The following is a 16,101-nucleotide window of genomic DNA, read 5'->3' on the forward strand; positions in this document are numbered from 1 at the left end:
CCTAGCCGGCACCGAGCGGCACGCGGACCGTGACCGGCATGCCCTGACGCAGGCGATCGTCGGGATTCTTGATGAACACACGCAGGCGATACACGAGCTGGGTGCGCAGCTCGGTGGTCTCCACTGTTTTCGGCGTGAATTCGGCCGTGGGCGAGATGAAGCCGATCCAGCCTTCGTAGGGATGGTTCGGGTCGGTATCGGTGAACACCGTCACGGCCATCCCGGGCCGGATGCGGCCGAGGTCGGGTTCGGAAACGTAGGTCCGGACCCAGATCTTGTCGGTGAGCGACACGGTGAAGATCGGATTGGCGGGGCTGACCATCGCGCCCGGCTCGACGATGCGGCTGAGCACGATTCCGTCGGCCGGCGCCTTCAGCACGGTATCGGCCAGCCGCCGCTCCGCCAGCGAGACGACCGACTCCTCGGACCGCAGCAGGGCCTTGGCCTGCTCGATGTCCTCCCGGCGCGGGCCGATCTCGGTCAGCCGCGAAACCTGTTGCGAAATGTCGAGACGGGCGCGCGCAGAATCGTAGCCGTTCTTGGCTTCGTCATAGAGCTGGCGCGAGACGTTGCCGCCGGCCAGCAGCTCCGTGCGTCGCTTGAGCAGGAGTTCGGCGTCGACCACGGCTGCCTTGTTGGCCTCGACCTGGGCACGGTCGCGGGCGATCTCTTCGGGACGGCTGCCGGTCTCGAGACGGTCCACCACTGCGCGCTGCGCCGCAAGCCGGGCGCGGGCCAGGGCCACGGCGTCACGATAGGTGTCGGACTCCATCACCGCGACCGTCTCGCCGGTCTTCACGGCATCGCCTTCCTCCTTGCGCAGCTCCTGCAGGCGGCCGCTGGCGTTGAAGGCGAGATCGACCTGCCGGACATCGACATTGCCGTACAGGGTGAGGAACGTCGGTGCGGCCCGCGGCCAGTAACGGTACGCGCCGCCGGCGGCGGCCAGCGCCACGGCGAGCAGCGCGATCAGGATTGGCCAGCGGCGCCGCGATTGGGGCATTCCGTACTCCACGCATCTGTTGCTGCGTGGAGAACTAGAACCATTTGGCGTTTCGCCCCTTGATATCGGTCAAGCCTGCCGACGATACAGGAAGCAGTTGTCGGCCTTGGGCATCTCGATGCCTTCGTAGAAGGACATCGCCGTCGGTGCCGAGAGCAGCAGGGTGGTGGTCTTCGGTCCGCCGGCGGCGGCGCGCGTCTCTTCGATCAGTCGGCGGCCGATTCCCTGGCCCTGGCAGGCCTTGTCGACCGCGAGGTCGGAGAGATAGCAGCAGAAGCAGAAATCGGTGAGGGAGCGTGCGAAACCGACCAGCCTGCCGTCCTGGCGCGCCGTCAGGATCAGGTTGGCGTGCCTCAGCATCTGCTCGATGCGGGGGCGGTCGGCGATGGGACGGTTCAGGCCCGACTTGGCCACGACGTCGATATATTCATCGGCGCCGAGATCGTCCTCGCGGGCGTAGATCGTGTTCATTGCGTCAGCCATCTCCTCAGCGCGGCCGAGACCTCGGCCGGTTTCTCCAGCGGTGTCATGTGTCCACTGTCCTCGATCACCACGAGGCGGGCATTGGCGATGTCGGCGGCCATCTGCTGCGCGCGTGGCAGGGGCGTGACGAGATCCTGGCGTCCGACGATCACCACCGCCGGCCTGTCGATTTCGACCAGCAGGGGGCGGCTGTCGGCGCGGCCCAGGATCGCCTGCTGCTGGCGCACGAACCCGTCGCCGCCGACCTCGCTCGCCATGTCGAGGAGCGGCTGGCTGATGCTCTCGTCTGCGACGCGCGACGGATGGACGAGTTGCGGCAACAGGGTCGGATGAATGCCGTGGAACCGCCCGATCTGCGTCTGCTCGATGAAGCCGCGCCGGCGCGCCGCCGTCTCCGGCGAATCGGGCCCGGCCTGTGTGTCCATCAGGGCGATGCGCTCGACCCGCTCCGGCGCACGGCGGAAGATCTCGAAGGCGACGTAGCCGCCCATCGAGAAGCCGCACAGGGCGAAGGTCGGCGGCGCCGAGGCGAGAACGGCCTCGGCCATGGCGGCCATCGTGTCGTGATGCCAGAGCTCGGGAATCGTGAAGTCGGCGATGTCGGCCAGCGCCTCGACCTGAGGGGCGTAGACGCGGCGCGTGTTGAGCAGGCCCGGCAGCAGCACGAGCGGAGAACGCGGCATGGCGATGGCCTCAGATCTGGATCTGGTTGCCGAGTTCGATAGCGCGGTTGGGCGGGATACGGAAGAAGGTCTTGGTGGCCGAGGCGGAATGCGAGAGCGAGATGAACCAGTCGCGGCGCCAGCGGCCGAGCCTGGAGTGCTGCGACGGCACAAGGGTCTCGCGGCCGAGGAAGAACGAGGTCTCCATCTCGTCGTAGGCGATGCCGTGCGGACGGCAGGCCCGCAGTGCCTCGGGAATGTCGGGCTGCTCGGTGAAGCCGTAATGGGCAATCACCGTGTGGAAGCCCTTGCCCAGCCGCTCGACCTCGACCCTGTTGGCGTCGGAAACGACCGGCACGTCCATTGTGTCGACCTGCAGGATGATGATGCGCTCGTGCAGGACCTTGTTGTGCTTGAGATTGTGCAGGAACGCGGCGGGCGTACGGCTGGCATCGGCGGTCAGGAAGACGGCGGTGCCCGCAACGCGGTCCGGAGCGCGCTCCATGCGCTCCAGGAACTGCTTGAGCGGCAGCGAGCCCTCGCTCAGCTCGGTTGCCACGATCTTCCGGCCGCGCCGCCAGGTGGTGATCGTGAAATAGATCAGGAACGCCACGATCAGCGGCAGCCAGCCGCCGTCGGGAATCTTGAGCGCATTGGCGATGAAGAAGGCGAGGTCGGGAATGGCAAGGAACCCGAACACCGCCGCCGCCAGCGGCCAGGCCCAACGCCAGACCAGGATGGCGACCGCCATGGCGAGCGCCGCATCGACCAGCATCGCGCCGGTCACCGCAAGGCCATAGGCGCCGGCCAGCGCTCCGGACGATCCGAAGCCCACCACGAGGGCGATGATGCAGGACATCAACAGCCAGTTCACCCTCGGAATATAGATCTGCCCAATCGCCGTTTCGGACGTGTGGAGGATCTCCATGCGCGGCAGGTAGCCGAGCTGGATGGCCTGCCGGGTCAGCGAAAAGACGCCCGTGATCACCGCCTGCGAGGCGATCACGGTGGCGAATGCGGAGAGGATCACCAGGAAGATGATGTAGTCGGCCGGCACCAGCTCGAAGAAGACCTGATGGATAATGGCCGGGTTCTCGATGATCAGCGCGCCCTGGCCGAAATAGTTGAGCAGCAGACCCGGCATGACGATGCCGAACCAGCCGATGCGGATCGGCCCGCGGCCGAAATGGCCCATATCGGCATAGAGCGCCTCTGCGCCGGTGACGGCCAGCACGATCGAACCGAAGGCCCAGAAGATGCCGAATCCCTGGTCCGTGATCAGGTAGTAGGCATGGATCGGGTTGATCGCTTCCAGCACCACCGGGTTCTTCGCGATCTGCCACGCGCCGAGCACGCCCAGCACCAGGAACCAGACGAACATGACAGGCCCGAACAGTCGGCCGACGTCGGCGGTGCCACGGGCTTGCAGCAGGAACAGGCCGACGAGGATGACTAGGGAGAGGGGAATGACGAACGGCGTGAAGGCCGGGGTCACCGCCGAGAGACCCTCGACGGCGCTCATCACGGAAATCGCCGGCGTGATCATCGCGTCGCCATAGAAGAGGGCGAGGCCGATCACGGCGAGGATGATGATGCCGATCCGGACCTTCGGTGCTCTCCCGTTCAGCCCTCGGGACGCCAGGGTGGCAAGCGCCAGCACGCCACCCTCGCCCTTGTTGTCGGCGCGCATGATGAGCGCGACATACTTGATCGTGACGGTGAGCGTGACGGCCCAGAACAGCATGGAGAGGACGCCGAACACATGTTCGGGTGTCGGCGCCATGCCGCTGCCATGCAGGAAGGTCTCCCGCAGGGCGTAGAGCGGGCTGGTGCCGATGTCGCCGAATACGACGCCCAGCGCCCCGACCACGAGCGCGGCACCGGCCGGATGGGGCGCGTGCGGGCTGCTCGGGGCGGCTTCGGAAAACGAGGATTGGCTTGTTTCGGCTGGTGCCATGATCACAAACGCCGCCTCTTGCGGCGGCGCGGCGAGGGTTTGCGCTTAGCGTCCCGCGCTGTCAACGAGCCAAATATGGCACCGTTGCGACGAAAGCGCTTGACTTGGGCGGACCCTCCGGGCGGCCTTGGGGATAAGGAGGGTCCCCATGCAAATACATGTCGAAGAACATGTCGATGTCAGCCAGCCGCTTCTCTACCGCGAGGACAGCTGGGGGCCGCATTTTGCCCGGCTGAGGCGCGAGGATCCGGTTCACTATCATCCCGACAGCCCGTTCGGGCCCTATTGGTCGGTCACGCGCTATGCCGACATCACCAGGGTCGAACTCGACCCGGCGACCTTCTCCTCGGCCTCCGAACTGGGCGGAATCCAGATCACCGATCAGCCCCAGGGCGAGGAGCTGCCCAACTTCATCCGCATGGACCCGCCCCGCCACACCGCCCAGCGCAGGACGGTGGCGCCGATCGTGGCGCCGTCCAACCTCGCCAACATGGAGGGACTGATCCGGCAGCGGACCGCCCAGGTGCTCGATGGCCTGCCCCGTGGCGAGACCTTCGACTGGGCGGACCGGGTCTCGACCGAGCTCACCGCCATGATGCTGGCGACGCTGTTCGACTTCCCGCAGGAGGCGCGGCGCAAGCTCACGCACTGGTCCGACGTGGCGATCTGCAACATCGAGGCCGAGGACGCGGTCGTGAAGACCAACGAGGAGCGGATGGCGGAGCTGCGGCAGATGGCCGAGACCATGGCGGCGCTCTGGCAGGAGCGCGCGGCGCGGCCGCCGACCTTCGACCTGATCTCGATGATGGCTCACAGCGAGGCCACGAAGAACATGCCGACGCGCGAGTTCATCGGGAACTTTGCGCTGCTGATCGTCGGCGGCAACGATACGACCCGCAATTCGATGAGCGCCGGCCTGATGGCGATGCTCGACAACCCGGAAGAGGTCCTCAAGGTGAAGGCCGATCCCGCGCTGATGCCGAGTCTGGTGTCGGAAACGATCCGGTGGGCGACGCCGGTGATCCACATGCGGCGCACCGCGCGCAGGGATTGCGAGCTTGGCGGCAAGCTGATCCGCGCCGGCGACAAGGTGGTGATGTGGTACGTCTCGGGCAACCGCGACGAGACGGCGATCGACGAGCCCGAGCATTTCCGCGTCGGCCGTCCGAAGGCGCGTCATCATCTTTCCTTCGGCGCCGGCATCCATCGCTGCGTCGGCGACCGGCTGGCCGAGATGCAGATCCGGGTCCTGTGGGAGGAACTGCTGAAGCGCGACCTCGAGATCGAGGTCGTCGCGCCGCCGGTGCGCCTCTACTCCAACTTCATCCGCGGCATCCGCTCGCTGCCCGTCAGGATCCGCGCCTGATCGTCTCGACGCCCGCGGCGAAGGCCTGCTGCAGCAGCCATACGTCACCCGCGATCGAGACGAAATCGTAGCCGAGCTTCACGAAGTGCGCGGCCTGCCTGGCGCCGACGGCGAGGCGGCCGGCAGACTTGCCGTGCTTCTTCGCCGCCGCGATCGTCGCCTGTTCGGCGGTGAGGAAGTCGGGATGGTCGAAGGCGCCGGGCTCACCCATGGCGACGGTGAGGTCGTTGTGGCCGAGCCACAGCATGTCGACGCCGGGCATGGACGCGATCTCGTCGGCCGCGGCGGCGCCCCGCGGATCCTCGACCTGCAGGATGATGGCGGTACGCGCATTCTGTTCGGCGAAGCGCGGCAGCAGCGGCTCGGTGCGCATGGCAAAGCGCTCGTGGGCGAGGCCCAGGGCCACGCCGCGCGTGCCGTCGGGCCAATACTTGGCGGCGTCGAGCACCGCCCTGGCCTGCTCGACCGAGGAGACGATCGGCACCATTACGCCGTCCGCACCGGTATCGAGCGCGCGCGAGATGTGATGACGCGATTGCGAGGGCACGCGCACGACCAGGGGCAGGTTTGCAGCCTGCATGTAACGCACGACCTGGCGAACGGTATCGAAACCGAATCCGGTATGCTCCATGTCGAGCACAGCGAATTCGGCGCCCGCCGCCTTCAGGATCTGGCCGATACCCGGCGTGGCGAATTCGAACAGGAAGGTGCCGATCTTCGTGGGCGTGGTGCCGACGAGCGCGCGAAGTCCGTTACCTGTCATTGTCATTTCCCCCCCATGGAGTCGCGATGCTAGCGTGGACCGTCCCCACGACACACCTCTTTAGGGAGAGAATGATGAAGCTCTACTACATGCCCGGCGCCTGCTCGATCGGCATCCATGTGCTGCTGGAAGAGATCGGCAAGCCCTACGATCTGCACAAGGTCGATGGCGCCAAGCAGGAGCAGTACGGTCCGGAATTCGTGGCGCTCAACCCGAAGTCGAAGGTGCCGACCCTGGTGCGCGACGGCGGCGATGTGCTGACCGAGTTCCCGGCGATCGCCGTGTGGCTCGCCCGCAAGAATCCCGAGGCGGGCCTGCTGCCGTCTGATGCCGACGGCGAGGCGCGCGCGCTCGAAGCGATGGACTATGCGGTTTCGACCATGCACATGCAGGGTTTCAGCCGCATGTTCCGCCCCGGCAACTTCGCCTACGCCGAAGCCGATCACGACAAGGTCAAGGCGCGCGGCAAGGAAATCATGGAGAAGGGCCTCGCCGTCATGGACAAGGCGCTCGAGGGCAAGGAATACATCGCCGGCAAGTTTTCGGTGGCCGATGCCGCGCTCTTCTACGTCTCCTTCTGGGCAGCCGGCCGCATGAAGATGCCGCTGCCCAAGAATGTCGCCGCCCACTACGAGCGCATGAAGGCCCGCCCGGCCGTGAAGCGCGTGCTGGAGCAGGAAGGCCTCTCGGCCGCGGCCTGATCTCCGCGACATCCGGACCGCCCCGCCGGAGCGGGGCGGTCCGATCGCGGTGTTTCGAGGGCGCTTCCCTGCGTCCCGCGCTGCGCTAAGCTCGCGCGATGTCCTTACCAGCCTCCCTTCGCGATCGTCTTCGCCTGCCGCTGATCGCGGCGCCGATGTTCCTGGTCTCCGGTCCTGCCCTCGTGGCGGCCGCGTGCCGTGCAGGCGTCATCGGCTCGTTCCCGACGGCCAACTGCCGCACGGTCGAGGAACTGGATGTCTGGCTGGCGGGAATGGAAGACGATGCAAAGCGTACCGCCGATGCCGAGGGCCGTGCGCCCGCGCCCTGGTGTCCAAACCTGATCGTGCACCGCTCCAATCCGCGCGTGCCCGAGGACCTGGCGGCCGTGCTGCGGCACAAGGCCGAGATCGTCATCACCTCCGTCGGCTCACCTGAGCCGGTGATGAAGCCGCTCAAGGATGCGGGCTGCCTCGTGCTGGCCGATGTGGCGTCGGTGCGGCACGCCGAGAAGGCGGTGGCGGCGGGTGTCGATGGGCTGGTGCTGCTGACCGCCGGCGCGGGCGGCCAGACCGGCTGGGCCAATCCCTTCGCCTTCGTGCGGGCCGTGCGGGCGTTCTGGGACGGGATCGTCGTGATGGCGGGGGGCATGGCGGACGGGCATGCGGTTGCGGCGGCCCAGGTCCTGGGCTGCGACCTCGCTTACATGGGCACCAAGTTCATCGCCACGCGCGAGAGCCTGGCCAAGGACGCCTACAAGCAGATGCTGGTGTCGAGCCGCCTCGACGACGTGCTGCTGACGCGCGCCTTCACCGGGCTCGAGACCAACATGCTGCGGCCGTCGATCGCCGCCGCCGGCCTCGATCCCGACGACCTGCCGGTGCGCGGCAGCATCGATATTTCGAAGGACATCAACGCCGCCGAACGCGATCGGCCCAACGCCAAGCGCTGGAAGGACATCTGGAGCGCCGGGCACTCGGTATCCGGTGTCGCCGACGTGCCATTGGTGGCGGTGCTGGTCGAACGCACCGCCGCCGAATACGACGCGGCGTGTCGCTCAATGCAGCGCGTATAGGCCGCTGGCGAGACGGAATTCGGCCGGCTTGATGAGTTGGGCATTGGCGACGGTCACCTTGTGGAGCCTGCCGTCGAGATTGCGGTCCCAGAAATCGAGGAACTTGGTGAGAGCGGGGAAACGGGGGGCAAGATCCAGGTCCTGCCAGACGAAACTTTGCAGGACGTGCTTGTGATCGGGCATCCAGTAGAGGATTTCGGCGGTCGTGATGCGGTAATCGTTGAGTTGGGCAACAAAACTGCGATCCATTTCGGCACTCCTTGACGCGGTGCGCTTGAAGGAATAGTCACGCACCCTCACCCGGAAATCAGCAAAAATCGTTCCACATCAATGAGTTAGCAGCAATCTCGTGGGATTGCTGCTGGTGCGAACCTACTTTGGGAACCTTTTGCGGGGCTGCCTTGACTCGGGCTGCCTGCAACCCTAAATCCCGTGCGCCATTGGCACTCACTCCCTGAGAGTGCTGACAGCACCTTAATTCGCCGCGGCCGTCCGGTCGCGCAGGGTAAATCGATCACTGGAGGAAGAACCATGAAGTTCCGTCCGCTTCACGACCGAGTCGTGGTCAAGCGCGTCGAGGAAGAAGGCAAGACCAAGGGCGGGATCATCATTCCCGACACCGCCAAGGAAAAGCCGATGGAAGGCGAGATCGTGGCCGTCGGTCCGGGCGCCCGCGACGAGAAGGGCAACCTGGTTGCGCTCGACGTCAAGAAGGGCGACCGCGTCCTGTTCGGCAAGTGGTCGGGCACCGAGATCAAGATCGATGGCCAGGATCTTCTGATCATGAAGGAATCCGACATCATGGGCATCATCGACGGCTCCGCCTCGATGAAGAAGGCCGCCTGAGCTTCGCTCGGCTTCACCGAAACCAACATTCAAGAGGAATAGAAAATGGCAGCCAAGGAAGTCCGCTTTAGCGCCGACGCCCGCGAGCGCATGCTGCGCGGCGTCGACATTCTCGCCAACGCCGTCAAGGTGACGCTGGGCCCGAAGGGCCGTAACGTCGTCATCGACAAGTCGTTCGGCGCGCCGCGCATCACCAAGGACGGCGTCACCGTCGCCAAGGAGATCGAGCTCGGCGACAAGTTCGAGAACATGGGCGCCCAGATGGTGCGCGAAGTGGCCTCGAAGACCAACGACATCGCCGGCGACGGCACGACGACGGCGACCGTTCTCGCCCAGGCGATCGTGCGCGAAGGCGTGAAGTCGGTCGCGGCCGGCATGAACCCGATGGACCTCAAGCGCGGCATCGACCTCGCGGTCGAGGCGGCCGTCGAGGACATCAAGGCGCGCGCCAAGAAGATCACGGGCACGGACGAAGTCGCCCAGGTCGGCACGATCTCGGCCAACGGCGACAAGTCGATCGGCAAGATGATCGCCGAAGCCATGAAGAAGGTCGGCAACGAGGGCGTCATCACGGTGGAAGAGGCCAAGAGCCTGGACACCGAGCTGGACGTCGTCGAGGGCATGCAGTTCGACCGCGGCTATCTCTCGCCGTACTTCATCACCAACGCCGACAAGATGATCGCCGAGCTCGACTCGCCGTACATCCTGCTGTTCGAAAAGAAGCTGTCGGGCCTGCAGGCGATGCTGCCGGTGCTCGAGGCGGTCGTGCAGTCGGGCAAGCCGCTGCTGATCATCGCCGAGGACGTCGAGGGCGAGGCCCTGGCGACCCTGGTCGTGAACAAGCTGCGTGGTGGCCTGAAGATCGCCGCCGTCAAGGCGCCGGGCTTCGGTGACCGTCGCAAGGCGATGCTCGAGGACATGGCGATCCTGACCGGCGGTCAGCTGATCTCCGAGGACCTCGGCATCAAGCTCGAGAACGTCACGCTCGACATGCTCGGCAAGGCCAAGAAGGTCATCGTCGAGAAGGAAAACACCACGATCGTCGACGGCTCGGGCAAGAAGGCGGACCTCCAGGCCCGCATCAGCCAGATCCGCGCCCAGATCGAGGAGACCACCTCGGACTACGATCGCGAGAAGCTCCAGGAGCGCCTGGCCAAGCTCGCCGGCGGTGTCGCGATCATCAAGGTCGGCGGCGCCACGGAAGTCGAAGTGAAGGAGAAGAAGGACCGCGTTGACGACGCCATGCACGCCACCAAGGCGGCGGTGGAAGAGGGTGTCGTTGCCGGCGGCGGTTCGGCCCTGCTCTACGCGCTGCGCGCGCTCGACAAGGTCCGCACCTCCAACGACGACCAGAAGGTCGGCATCGAGATCGTGCGTCGTGCGCTGCAGGCGCCCGTCCGCCAGATCGCCGAGAACGCCGGTTACGACGGCGCCGTCGTCGCGGGCAAGATGCTCGAGCAGAAGGACACGAACTTCGGCTTCGACGCCCAGAAGGGCGACTATGTCGACATGATCAAGTCCGGCATCATCGACCCGGTGAAGGTCGTTCGTACGGCCCTGCAGGACGCCGCCTCGGTGGCCGGCCTGCTGGTCACGACGGAAGCCATGATCGCCGAGAAGCCGGAGAAGAAGGCCCCGATGATGCCGCCGGGTGGCGACGGCGGCATGGGCGGCATGGACTTCTAAGTCCATTCTTCTCAAAGAATGCGGAAAGGCCGGGGAGCGATCCCCGGCCTTTCTCATTGGAGCGCGTCACTTCGGGCGGAGACTACTCCGCCCGAAGTGACGCATCATGAGCGCCACTGGAGTGGCGCGCTCCCATGAGCTTGAATTATCCGATATCGATCAAGGGCGTCGTCCTGCATCAGGGCCGTGTGCTTCTGCTGCTGAACGAACGTGACGAGTGGGATCTGCCCGGCGGGCGGCCCGATGCCGGTGAGGATCACCGGACGGCGCTAGTGCGCGAGGTGTGCGAGGAGGCCGGGCTTGCGGTGGAGGCGGGCGCGTTTATCGGCGAGCACCTGTTCGAAGTGCTGCCGCAGCGCTTCGTGCGGATCGTTGCTTACATCTGCAAGCCGCTGGGCGATACGGAGATCGCCCCGAGCCATGAACATCGGCAAGCGCGCTGGATAGCGCTTGCCGATCTCGATGAGCGTGTCGCGGGCTACCTGCTCCCGACGGGCTATCTCGGCGCGATCCGCCAGGCTGCCCGCCAGCCTTTGTCGCCGTAGCTGCGACTCGTCTCGACCTTAAGGAAACGATCGTGCGCGCCCGCGGCGCCGAGCCACAGCTCGTTCCAGGCGTCGAAGCCTGCCAGCGGGTCGGCGAGTTGGAGCTCGCGGGCGAGCTTCCAGCCGTCCATGCGAATGACGACGGCGCTGTCCTTTTCTTCGGAGGAAACCGCCTCGCCCTCGGCGGCGAGGATCGCGGCCAGCCAGCGGGCGAACAGGCGGGCGCTCTCCAGATCACCGGTTTCGACATCCGTCGGCAGGTCGAGGTCGCGTGCCGTCTCCTCATGGAACTGCAAGCCGACCAGTCGCGCCACGCGGCCCATCTCGACCTGCGCGTCCTTCGGGCCAAGCAGGTCCTGCAGCACCGGCAGCATGGTCTGCACATAGCCCATCGCATAGGAGCGGTAGGTGCGCAGGCGGCGTTCCTCGGGCCAGTTCGCCGTCTCGAGCTTCGGCTGCGTCTTCCAGCCGATGCGTGGCATCTCCTCGTTGTAGGCGAAGCGCACGCGCTCCTCCTCCTTCAGGGGGCGGCCATAGTCGCAGTAGTAGCCTTCGAGGCCGGGCTTGCCGTCAACCGTCATGCCGGTACAGACGAAGCCGAGGCCGGGGTTCTTCAGGGACACGCCGTTGTGGCCGTGCCAGCCGTGCAGGAAGGCCGCCGACACTTCGTGCGGGACGGCGGCGATCGCCGTGCCCTTCCACATCCAGCGCGGCGGCGGATAGCGCACCCAGGCCTTGGTGTCGCTCTCGCGCAGGTACCCGGTCTTCACGCCGCCCAGCGCATTGGAATGGTAGTGATAGAGGGCACAGGCCGGCGCGTCCTTCTCGCCTGCGATGCCGAGCTTTTGCAGGCCGGGGAGGAACTTCTCAAGATGCTGCCGGCGGAAGTGGCGGAAGATGTATTCGCGCGCCGTATCGCTGCCGCGTCGCGACACGAGACTGATGACCAGGCCGGTCATCAGTGCGTTGTAGAGCGTGCCGACCGCCCTGCAGGCGGCTTCGTTAGCCGTCATGGCCGTCGATCAGAATCGCCTTGGAATGGCCGGCCTTCAGCCGCATCGCGAGGACGGGCTTGTACTCTTCGGAATGGTAGAAGCGCTCGGCCTTGGGGCGGTCGGGGAATTCCAGCACGACAACGCGTGCCGGCGTCCAGCCGCCTTCCAGGCTGGTGCAGTGGCCGCCGCGCACGATGAACTTGCCGCCGAACTTGGAGACGAGTCCTGGCGTGTGCTTGCGGTACTCCGCCATCAATTCTTCGTCCCGGGTGTCGATCTCGACGATGATATAGGCTGGCATCCGTTCCTCCTTAGTCAGCCGGTTTCCATGGGCAGGGCGGGATCGTTGGCCCATTCCTGCATGGAATTGTCGTACACCGAGACGTTCCTGTGACCCAAGAGAGCGGTGAGCACGAAAGCGTCGAGCGTCGCCGCTATGCCGCCGCCGCAATAGACCAGCACCCGCTTGTCCGGCGCGGCGCCGACGCCCTCGAAGGCGGCCCGCAGGTCGGCGATCGGCTTCAGCGCCTTGTCCGGGCCGAACAGGCTTGCGGCCGGCACGCAGGACGAGCCCGCGATGCGGCCCGCGCGGCCATAGACCACGCCGCCGGCACCGGTGTGCTGGTCGTGGCTCAGCGCATTCAGGGTCAAGGTCGAGGCATCGCCGATCGCCCCCTTGATCGTGTCCTTGCCGACGAAGATCTCCGGCCGGCCGCGCAGCGACAGCGTGGCCGGCGGATGGGTGGCCGGCTCGGTCGACAGCGGGCGGCCTTCGGCCTTCCACTTGTCGAGCCCGCCGTCGAGGATGGCCACCTCGTCGAAGCCGACGGCCCGCAGCATCCACCAGATGCGGCTCGCCCACACGGGCGAGGCATGGCTGTAGAGGACCACGAAGGTGCCGTGGCCGACGCCCTTGGCCGCGAAGGCTCGGGTGAGATCCTCCAGCGACGGCAAGGTGAAGCGAAGCGGCGAGGTCTTGTCGGAGAGGTCGGCCTGGAGATCGAGATAGGCCGCGCCCGGGATGTGACCCTTGTCGTAGTTGGCGCGCCCGCTTTCGGCCACATAGCGGCCGTCGGGTCCAGGTTTCAAATAGGTGGTGCAGTCGAATACGCGAAGCGCCGGTGCACCGAGCTGGCGCGCAAGGTCGTCTGTCGTGATCAGGCTGGCCGAATGGGCCATGTCGCTCTCCCGAGGTTGGGGAGAGCGGAGACTAGCGCGGTTCTGACGAACCGTGCCTCAAGTTAAATGGTCTTGGACGGCAGCGGCGGAACGCTGACCGGGCCGGAGGACGGTGCGGCGGCGGTCGGCGCCGGTGCGGACGCCGGCGGGAGCTGGCCCATCTCGGGCGACTTCGGGGCGGCCGGCGGGGTGGTGGTCTTCTTCGTCTTCTTGGACGGAGCCTTCGCAACCTGGACCTTCTTCAGACAGGCGCTGCGCTGCGAGCTGCTCTTGATCTTGTTGCAGGAGGCGGTGGTCGGCGCCTTCGGCTTGGCGGTGGGGGTCGGCATCGTCTCGTCCTGCGCGAAGGACGGGGCGGCGAAGGCGACCGCAGCCAGGGCGGCCATGCTGGCGATCAAAAGACGCATGATTATCTCCCGGGCCGCTTGCGATGAGGGGGACGGGCGCGGCCTCGCTATATCCTTAAAATGCTATGTTATTTAAGCCATTTATGTCAAATTCTTAATGAGTTAGAGCAACTGCAATCGGACGCGCCCGTGCAGGCCATTCTGAACGTCGCCTTCCCGATCTTCGGCGTCATCCTTGCGGGCTTTCTGGCGGGTCGCTGGCGTATCCTGGGACCCGAGGCGACGACGGCGCTCAATGCCTTCGTGAGCTACTTCGCGCTGCCGGTCCTGTTCTTTGGCACCCTGGCGCGTACGCCGGTCGCCGCCGTTCTCGACCCCAGTCTGATGGCGGGGTTCGGAATCGCCGTGGTCGCGACCTTCGTGGTCGGCATGGCCACCACGCGGCTCGTTTCGCGGGGCGGCCTTGCCGCCATGAGTCTGCAGGGCATCGCGGCCTCCTGGGGCAATGTCGGCTACATGGGCGTGCCGCTCTGCCTGGCGGCCTTCGGCGAGCAGGGCCTGCCGCCGGCCATGCTGACGGTGATCGTGACGGCGGTCGTCTCGATGGTATTTGGCGTCATGCTGATCGAACTGGAGGTGGCGGCGGGGCACGGTCCGGTACGAACCTTCGTGCGAGCCGCCTTCAACGTGGCGCGCAATCCCCTGCCGGTCTCGATTGCCCTTGGCATCGTGGCTTCCTGGGTCGCTCTGCCGATCCCCGTGCCGGTCGAGAAGTGGCTCGACCTCATGGGCGCCGCGGCCGCGCCCTGTGCGCTGTTCGCCATCGGCCTCTTCCTGTCTGACAAGTCGATCAAGAGCGGCCTCGCCGAGGCCGGCCTGGCGACCCTGATCAAGCTCCTGCTGCAGCCGCTGGCGGCGCTGGTGATCCTGCCTTTCTTCGTGCCGATTGATTCGATTGCGGGCAAGGTGGCGCTGCTCATGGCCTCGCTGCCGACAGCCGCCAATGCCTTCGTGCTGGCCAAGCAGTTCGACGTCTCGGTCGAGCAGAACACCGCATCGGTTCTGCTGTCGACGGCCTTCTCGGTGGTGACGGTTTCTGCTTTGCTGGTGTGGCTGCGCGTAACCTGACGACGAAACGGGAGAACACCCATGCTTCAGGAATTCAAGAAGTTCGCGATGCGCGGCAACGTCGTGGATCTCGCCATCGGTGTGATCATCGGCGCCGCCTTCAGCAAGATCATCGACTCGCTGGTCGGGGACATCATCATGCCGATCATCGGCCGCATCGCGGGCGGACTCGATTTCACCAACTACTTCATCGGCCTCACCCCGGCGGCCAGCCAGGCCACGACCTACGATGCGGCCAAGAAGGCCGGCGCGACCCTGGGCTACGGCACGTTCCTCACCGTGACGGTGAACTTCCTGATCATCGCCTGGGTTCTGTTCCTGGTGATCAAGGGCATGAACCGCGTGATCAAGCAGGAAGAGGCCGCCCCGCCGCCGCCCGCGCCACCGACCAAGGAGCAGGAGCTGCTGACGGAGATCCGCGACCTCCTGAAGGCGCGCGGCTAGGCCGCCTTCTTCTCGGCGAACATAGAGTCGAGCCGGCGGGCCAGCCCATCGGAGATCTTGGTGAGCGGCAAGCGGCATTCCGGCGAGGCGATCAACCCTTGCCGCCACAGCAGGTACTTGATCGGCATCGGATTGGCTTCGGCGAACAGCATCGGCACGAAGCCGGCAAGTGGGCCCCACGCCTTGCGGGCGCCGGCCAGATCGTCGCCCCTGAAGCAGCGCTCGACCTCGACGAAGCCCTCGGTCATCAGATGGCTGGCCGCCAGGATGCCGCCCTCGGCGCCGTTGGCGCGCATGGTGAAGAACAGTGCATCCTCGCCGGTCAGCACGGCGAAGTCGGCCGGCTTGCGGCGCAGCAGTTCGAGTGACTGCTCGACACTGCCGGAACTGTCCTTCACCGCCACGATGTTCGGCACCTGGGCCAGCTCCAGCAGCGAGTCGTTGGCGAGGTTCACCGCCGTGCGGTACGGGATGTTGTAGATCACCACGTCGCGGTCGGTTGCGGCGGCGATGCGCCGGAAGTGCGCGATCAGCCCGTCCTGGCTCGGCCGGTTGTAGTAGGGGCAGACCGACAGGATGCCGGCGATCGGCAGGTGGCGTAGCCGCTTCAGTTCCTTCTCGACCTTGGCGGTCGCGTTGCCGCCGACACCGGCGAAGACCGGCACCCTTCCGTCGGCGACCGCCAGCGTGCGCTCGATCACGGCAGCGATCTCGTCCTCGTCGAGTGCAGGCGATTCGCCCGTGGTGCCGAGCGGCAGCAGCCCATCCACACCCTTGGCGATGTAGTGGTTCACCAGCCGGTCGAAGCTAGCGAAATCGATGGCGCCGTCCTTGAACGGCGTGACGAGTGGCAGCCAGAGGCCTGAAATCTTCGTGGTCATGGCCCCACGGTAGGGCCCGCCAATGAATAACAAAAACGAATG

Annotated in this window: 19 protein-coding genes; 8 read left to right on the forward strand and 11 right to left on the reverse strand. The window is 66.1% G+C overall.

Annotated elements, in window-relative coordinates; translation table 11 throughout:
• Position 1 precedes the first annotated feature (1 nt).
• The 4 genes from Q0Q48_RS20185 to Q0Q48_RS20200 form a co-directional block, all read right to left on the reverse strand.
• Positions 2 to 1,003, reverse strand: coding sequence for an HlyD family efflux transporter periplasmic adaptor subunit (locus Q0Q48_RS20185; RefSeq protein WP_295141638.1), 1,002 nt, complete (start codon positions 1,001 to 1,003; stop codon positions 2 to 4).
• 69 nt (positions 1,004 to 1,072) lie between these two features.
• Complete coding sequence (locus Q0Q48_RS20190) at positions 1,073 to 1,474, reverse strand: GNAT family N-acetyltransferase (RefSeq protein ID WP_295141641.1); 402 nt, start codon at positions 1,472 to 1,474, stop codon at positions 1,073 to 1,075.
• Positions 1,471 to 2,169 (reverse strand): alpha/beta hydrolase, encoded by a 699-nt coding sequence (locus Q0Q48_RS20195; protein ID WP_295141644.1) that lies wholly within the window; start codon positions 2,167 to 2,169, stop codon positions 1,471 to 1,473. Before Q0Q48_RS20195 ends, Q0Q48_RS20190 begins: the two co-directional genes overlap by 4 nt.
• A gap of 10 nt (positions 2,170 to 2,179) precedes the next feature.
• Positions 2,180 to 4,105, reverse strand: coding sequence for a potassium transporter Kup (locus Q0Q48_RS20200; RefSeq protein WP_295141646.1), 1,926 nt, complete (start codon positions 4,103 to 4,105; stop codon positions 2,180 to 2,182).
• A gap of 148 nt (positions 4,106 to 4,253) precedes the next feature.
• Between Q0Q48_RS20200 and Q0Q48_RS20205 the strand changes: the two genes are divergently transcribed.
• Positions 4,254 to 5,471: a cytochrome P450 gene (locus Q0Q48_RS20205; protein ID WP_295141649.1), complete on the forward strand. Its 1,218-nt coding sequence runs from the start codon at positions 4,254 to 4,256 to the stop codon at positions 5,469 to 5,471.
• On the opposite strand, the gene Q0Q48_RS20210 is transcribed toward Q0Q48_RS20205, so the two are convergent.
• Positions 5,455 to 6,234 (reverse strand): aldolase/citrate lyase family protein, encoded by a 780-nt coding sequence (locus Q0Q48_RS20210; RefSeq protein ID WP_295141651.1) that lies wholly within the window; start codon positions 6,232 to 6,234, stop codon positions 5,455 to 5,457. The genes Q0Q48_RS20205 and Q0Q48_RS20210 overlap by 17 nt on opposite strands.
• Before the next feature lie 74 nt (positions 6,235 to 6,308).
• On the opposite strand from Q0Q48_RS20210, the gene Q0Q48_RS20215 reads away from it, so the two are divergent.
• Positions 6,309 to 6,935 carry a glutathione S-transferase family protein gene (locus Q0Q48_RS20215; protein WP_295141653.1) on the forward strand — a complete coding sequence of 209 codons (627 nt, stop codon included), beginning with the start codon at positions 6,309 to 6,311 and terminating at the stop codon, positions 6,933 to 6,935.
• 98 nt (positions 6,936 to 7,033) lie between these two features.
• Positions 7,034 to 8,008, forward strand: a complete 975-nt coding sequence (locus Q0Q48_RS20220; protein WP_295141656.1) for a nitronate monooxygenase — start codon at positions 7,034 to 7,036, stop codon at positions 8,006 to 8,008.
• On the opposite strand, the gene Q0Q48_RS20225 is transcribed toward Q0Q48_RS20220, so the two are convergent.
• A complete protein-coding gene (locus Q0Q48_RS20225) occupies positions 7,991 to 8,257 on the reverse strand; it encodes an aspartate-semialdehyde dehydrogenase (protein ID WP_295141659.1) in 267 nt (88 codons plus the stop codon). The genes Q0Q48_RS20220 and Q0Q48_RS20225 overlap by 18 nt on opposite strands.
• Positions 8,258 to 8,539: 282 nt before the next feature.
• Between Q0Q48_RS20225 and groES the strand changes: the two genes are divergently transcribed.
• The 3 genes from groES (at position 8,540) to Q0Q48_RS20240 (ending at position 11,085) form a co-directional block, all read left to right on the forward strand.
• A complete protein-coding gene (groES, locus tag Q0Q48_RS20230) occupies positions 8,540 to 8,854 on the forward strand; it encodes a co-chaperone GroES (RefSeq protein ID WP_295141661.1) in 315 nt (104 codons plus the stop codon).
• Positions 8,855 to 8,899: 45 nt separating this feature from the next.
• Entirely contained in the window at positions 8,900 to 10,540 is a 1,641-nt protein-coding gene (gene groL, locus Q0Q48_RS20235; protein ID WP_295141665.1) for a chaperonin GroEL, read from the forward strand.
• A gap of 134 nt (positions 10,541 to 10,674) precedes the next feature.
• Positions 10,675 to 11,085, forward strand: coding sequence for an NUDIX domain-containing protein (locus Q0Q48_RS20240; RefSeq protein ID WP_295141668.1), 411 nt, complete (start codon positions 10,675 to 10,677; stop codon positions 11,083 to 11,085).
• Here the strand turns inward: Q0Q48_RS20240 and Q0Q48_RS20245 are convergent.
• From Q0Q48_RS20245 to Q0Q48_RS20260, 4 genes are all read right to left on the reverse strand, one after another.
• Complete coding sequence (locus Q0Q48_RS20245; protein ID WP_295141670.1) at positions 11,037 to 12,098, reverse strand: hypothetical protein; 1,062 nt, start codon at positions 12,096 to 12,098, stop codon at positions 11,037 to 11,039. The two genes, Q0Q48_RS20240 and Q0Q48_RS20245, sit on opposite strands and share 49 nt — an antisense overlap.
• Positions 12,088 to 12,381 carry a DUF1330 domain-containing protein gene (locus tag Q0Q48_RS20250; protein WP_295141673.1) on the reverse strand — a complete coding sequence of 98 codons (294 nt, stop codon included), beginning with the start codon at positions 12,379 to 12,381 and terminating at the stop codon, positions 12,088 to 12,090. Before Q0Q48_RS20250 ends, Q0Q48_RS20245 begins: the two co-directional genes overlap by 11 nt.
• A 14-nt stretch (positions 12,382 to 12,395) precedes the next feature.
• Entirely contained in the window at positions 12,396 to 13,259 is an 864-nt protein-coding gene (locus Q0Q48_RS20255) for a sulfurtransferase (RefSeq protein WP_295141676.1), read from the reverse strand.
• 62 nt (positions 13,260 to 13,321) lie between these two features.
• Entirely contained in the window at positions 13,322 to 13,666 is a 345-nt protein-coding gene (locus Q0Q48_RS20260) for a hypothetical protein (RefSeq protein ID WP_295141678.1), read from the reverse strand.
• A gap of 129 nt (positions 13,667 to 13,795) precedes the next feature.
• On the opposite strand from Q0Q48_RS20260, the gene Q0Q48_RS20265 reads away from it, so the two are divergent.
• Together Q0Q48_RS20265 and mscL are read left to right on the forward strand one after the other, a co-directional pair.
• Positions 13,796 to 14,734, forward strand: coding sequence for an AEC family transporter (locus Q0Q48_RS20265; protein ID WP_295141680.1), 939 nt, complete (start codon positions 13,796 to 13,798; stop codon positions 14,732 to 14,734).
• 21 nt (positions 14,735 to 14,755) lie between these two features.
• Positions 14,756 to 15,178, forward strand: a complete 423-nt coding sequence (mscL, locus tag Q0Q48_RS20270; protein ID WP_295141683.1) for a large conductance mechanosensitive channel protein MscL — start codon at positions 14,756 to 14,758, stop codon at positions 15,176 to 15,178.
• On the opposite strand, the gene dapA is transcribed toward mscL, so the two are convergent.
• Positions 15,175 to 16,059, reverse strand: a complete 885-nt coding sequence (dapA, locus tag Q0Q48_RS20275) for a 4-hydroxy-tetrahydrodipicolinate synthase (RefSeq protein WP_295141686.1) — start codon at positions 16,057 to 16,059, stop codon at positions 15,175 to 15,177. The two genes, mscL and dapA, sit on opposite strands and share 4 nt — an antisense overlap.
• Positions 16,060 to 16,101 lie beyond the last annotated feature (42 nt).

It is taken from the genome of uncultured Reyranella sp. (assembly GCF_945957355.1).
Taxonomy (GTDB): domain Bacteria; phylum Pseudomonadota; class Alphaproteobacteria; order Reyranellales; family Reyranellaceae; genus Reyranella.

Bases quoted from the DNA above. Each gene is read 5' to 3' on its own strand.
- Q0Q48_RS20195 (WP_295141644.1), bottom strand. From the start codon at position 2,169: ATGCCGCGTTCTCCGCTCGTGCTGCTGCCGGGCCTGCTCAACACGCGC.
- Q0Q48_RS20250 (WP_295141673.1), bottom strand. From the start codon at position 12,381: ATGCCAGCCTATATCATCGTCGAGATCGACACCCGGGACGAAGAATTG.
- Q0Q48_RS20210 (WP_295141651.1), bottom strand. From the start codon at position 6,234: ATGACAGGTAACGGACTTCGCGCGCTCGTCGGCACCACGCCCACGAAG.
- Q0Q48_RS20225 (WP_295141659.1), bottom strand. From the start codon at position 8,257: ATGGATCGCAGTTTTGTTGCCCAACTCAACGATTACCGCATCACGACC.
- Q0Q48_RS20200 (WP_295141646.1), bottom strand. From the start codon at position 4,105: ATGGCACCAGCCGAAACAAGCCAATCCTCGTTTTCCGAAGCCGCCCCG.
- Q0Q48_RS20190 (WP_295141641.1), bottom strand. From the start codon at position 1,474: ATGAACACGATCTACGCCCGCGAGGACGATCTCGGCGCCGATGAATAT.
- dapA (WP_295141686.1), bottom strand. From the start codon at position 16,059: ATGACCACGAAGATTTCAGGCCTCTGGCTGCCACTCGTCACGCCGTTC.
- Q0Q48_RS20255 (WP_295141676.1), bottom strand. From the start codon at position 13,259: ATGGCCCATTCGGCCAGCCTGATCACGACAGACGACCTTGCGCGCCAG.
- groES (WP_295141661.1), top strand. From the start codon at position 8,540: ATGAAGTTCCGTCCGCTTCACGACCGAGTCGTGGTCAAGCGCGTCGAG.
- groL (WP_295141665.1), top strand. From the start codon at position 8,900: ATGGCAGCCAAGGAAGTCCGCTTTAGCGCCGACGCCCGCGAGCGCATG.
- mscL (WP_295141683.1), top strand. From the start codon at position 14,756: ATGCTTCAGGAATTCAAGAAGTTCGCGATGCGCGGCAACGTCGTGGAT.
- Q0Q48_RS20240 (WP_295141668.1), top strand. From the start codon at position 10,675: ATGAGCTTGAATTATCCGATATCGATCAAGGGCGTCGTCCTGCATCAG.
- Q0Q48_RS20205 (WP_295141649.1), top strand. From the start codon at position 4,254: ATGCAAATACATGTCGAAGAACATGTCGATGTCAGCCAGCCGCTTCTC.
- Q0Q48_RS20245 (WP_295141670.1), bottom strand. From the start codon at position 12,098: ATGACGGCTAACGAAGCCGCCTGCAGGGCGGTCGGCACGCTCTACAAC.
- Q0Q48_RS20220 (WP_295141656.1), top strand. From the start codon at position 7,034: ATGTCCTTACCAGCCTCCCTTCGCGATCGTCTTCGCCTGCCGCTGATC.
- Q0Q48_RS20260 (WP_295141678.1), bottom strand. From the start codon at position 13,666: ATGCGTCTTTTGATCGCCAGCATGGCCGCCCTGGCTGCGGTCGCCTTC.
- Q0Q48_RS20185 (WP_295141638.1), bottom strand. From the start codon at position 1,003: ATGCCCCAATCGCGGCGCCGCTGGCCAATCCTGATCGCGCTGCTCGCC.
- Q0Q48_RS20215 (WP_295141653.1), top strand. From the start codon at position 6,309: ATGAAGCTCTACTACATGCCCGGCGCCTGCTCGATCGGCATCCATGTG.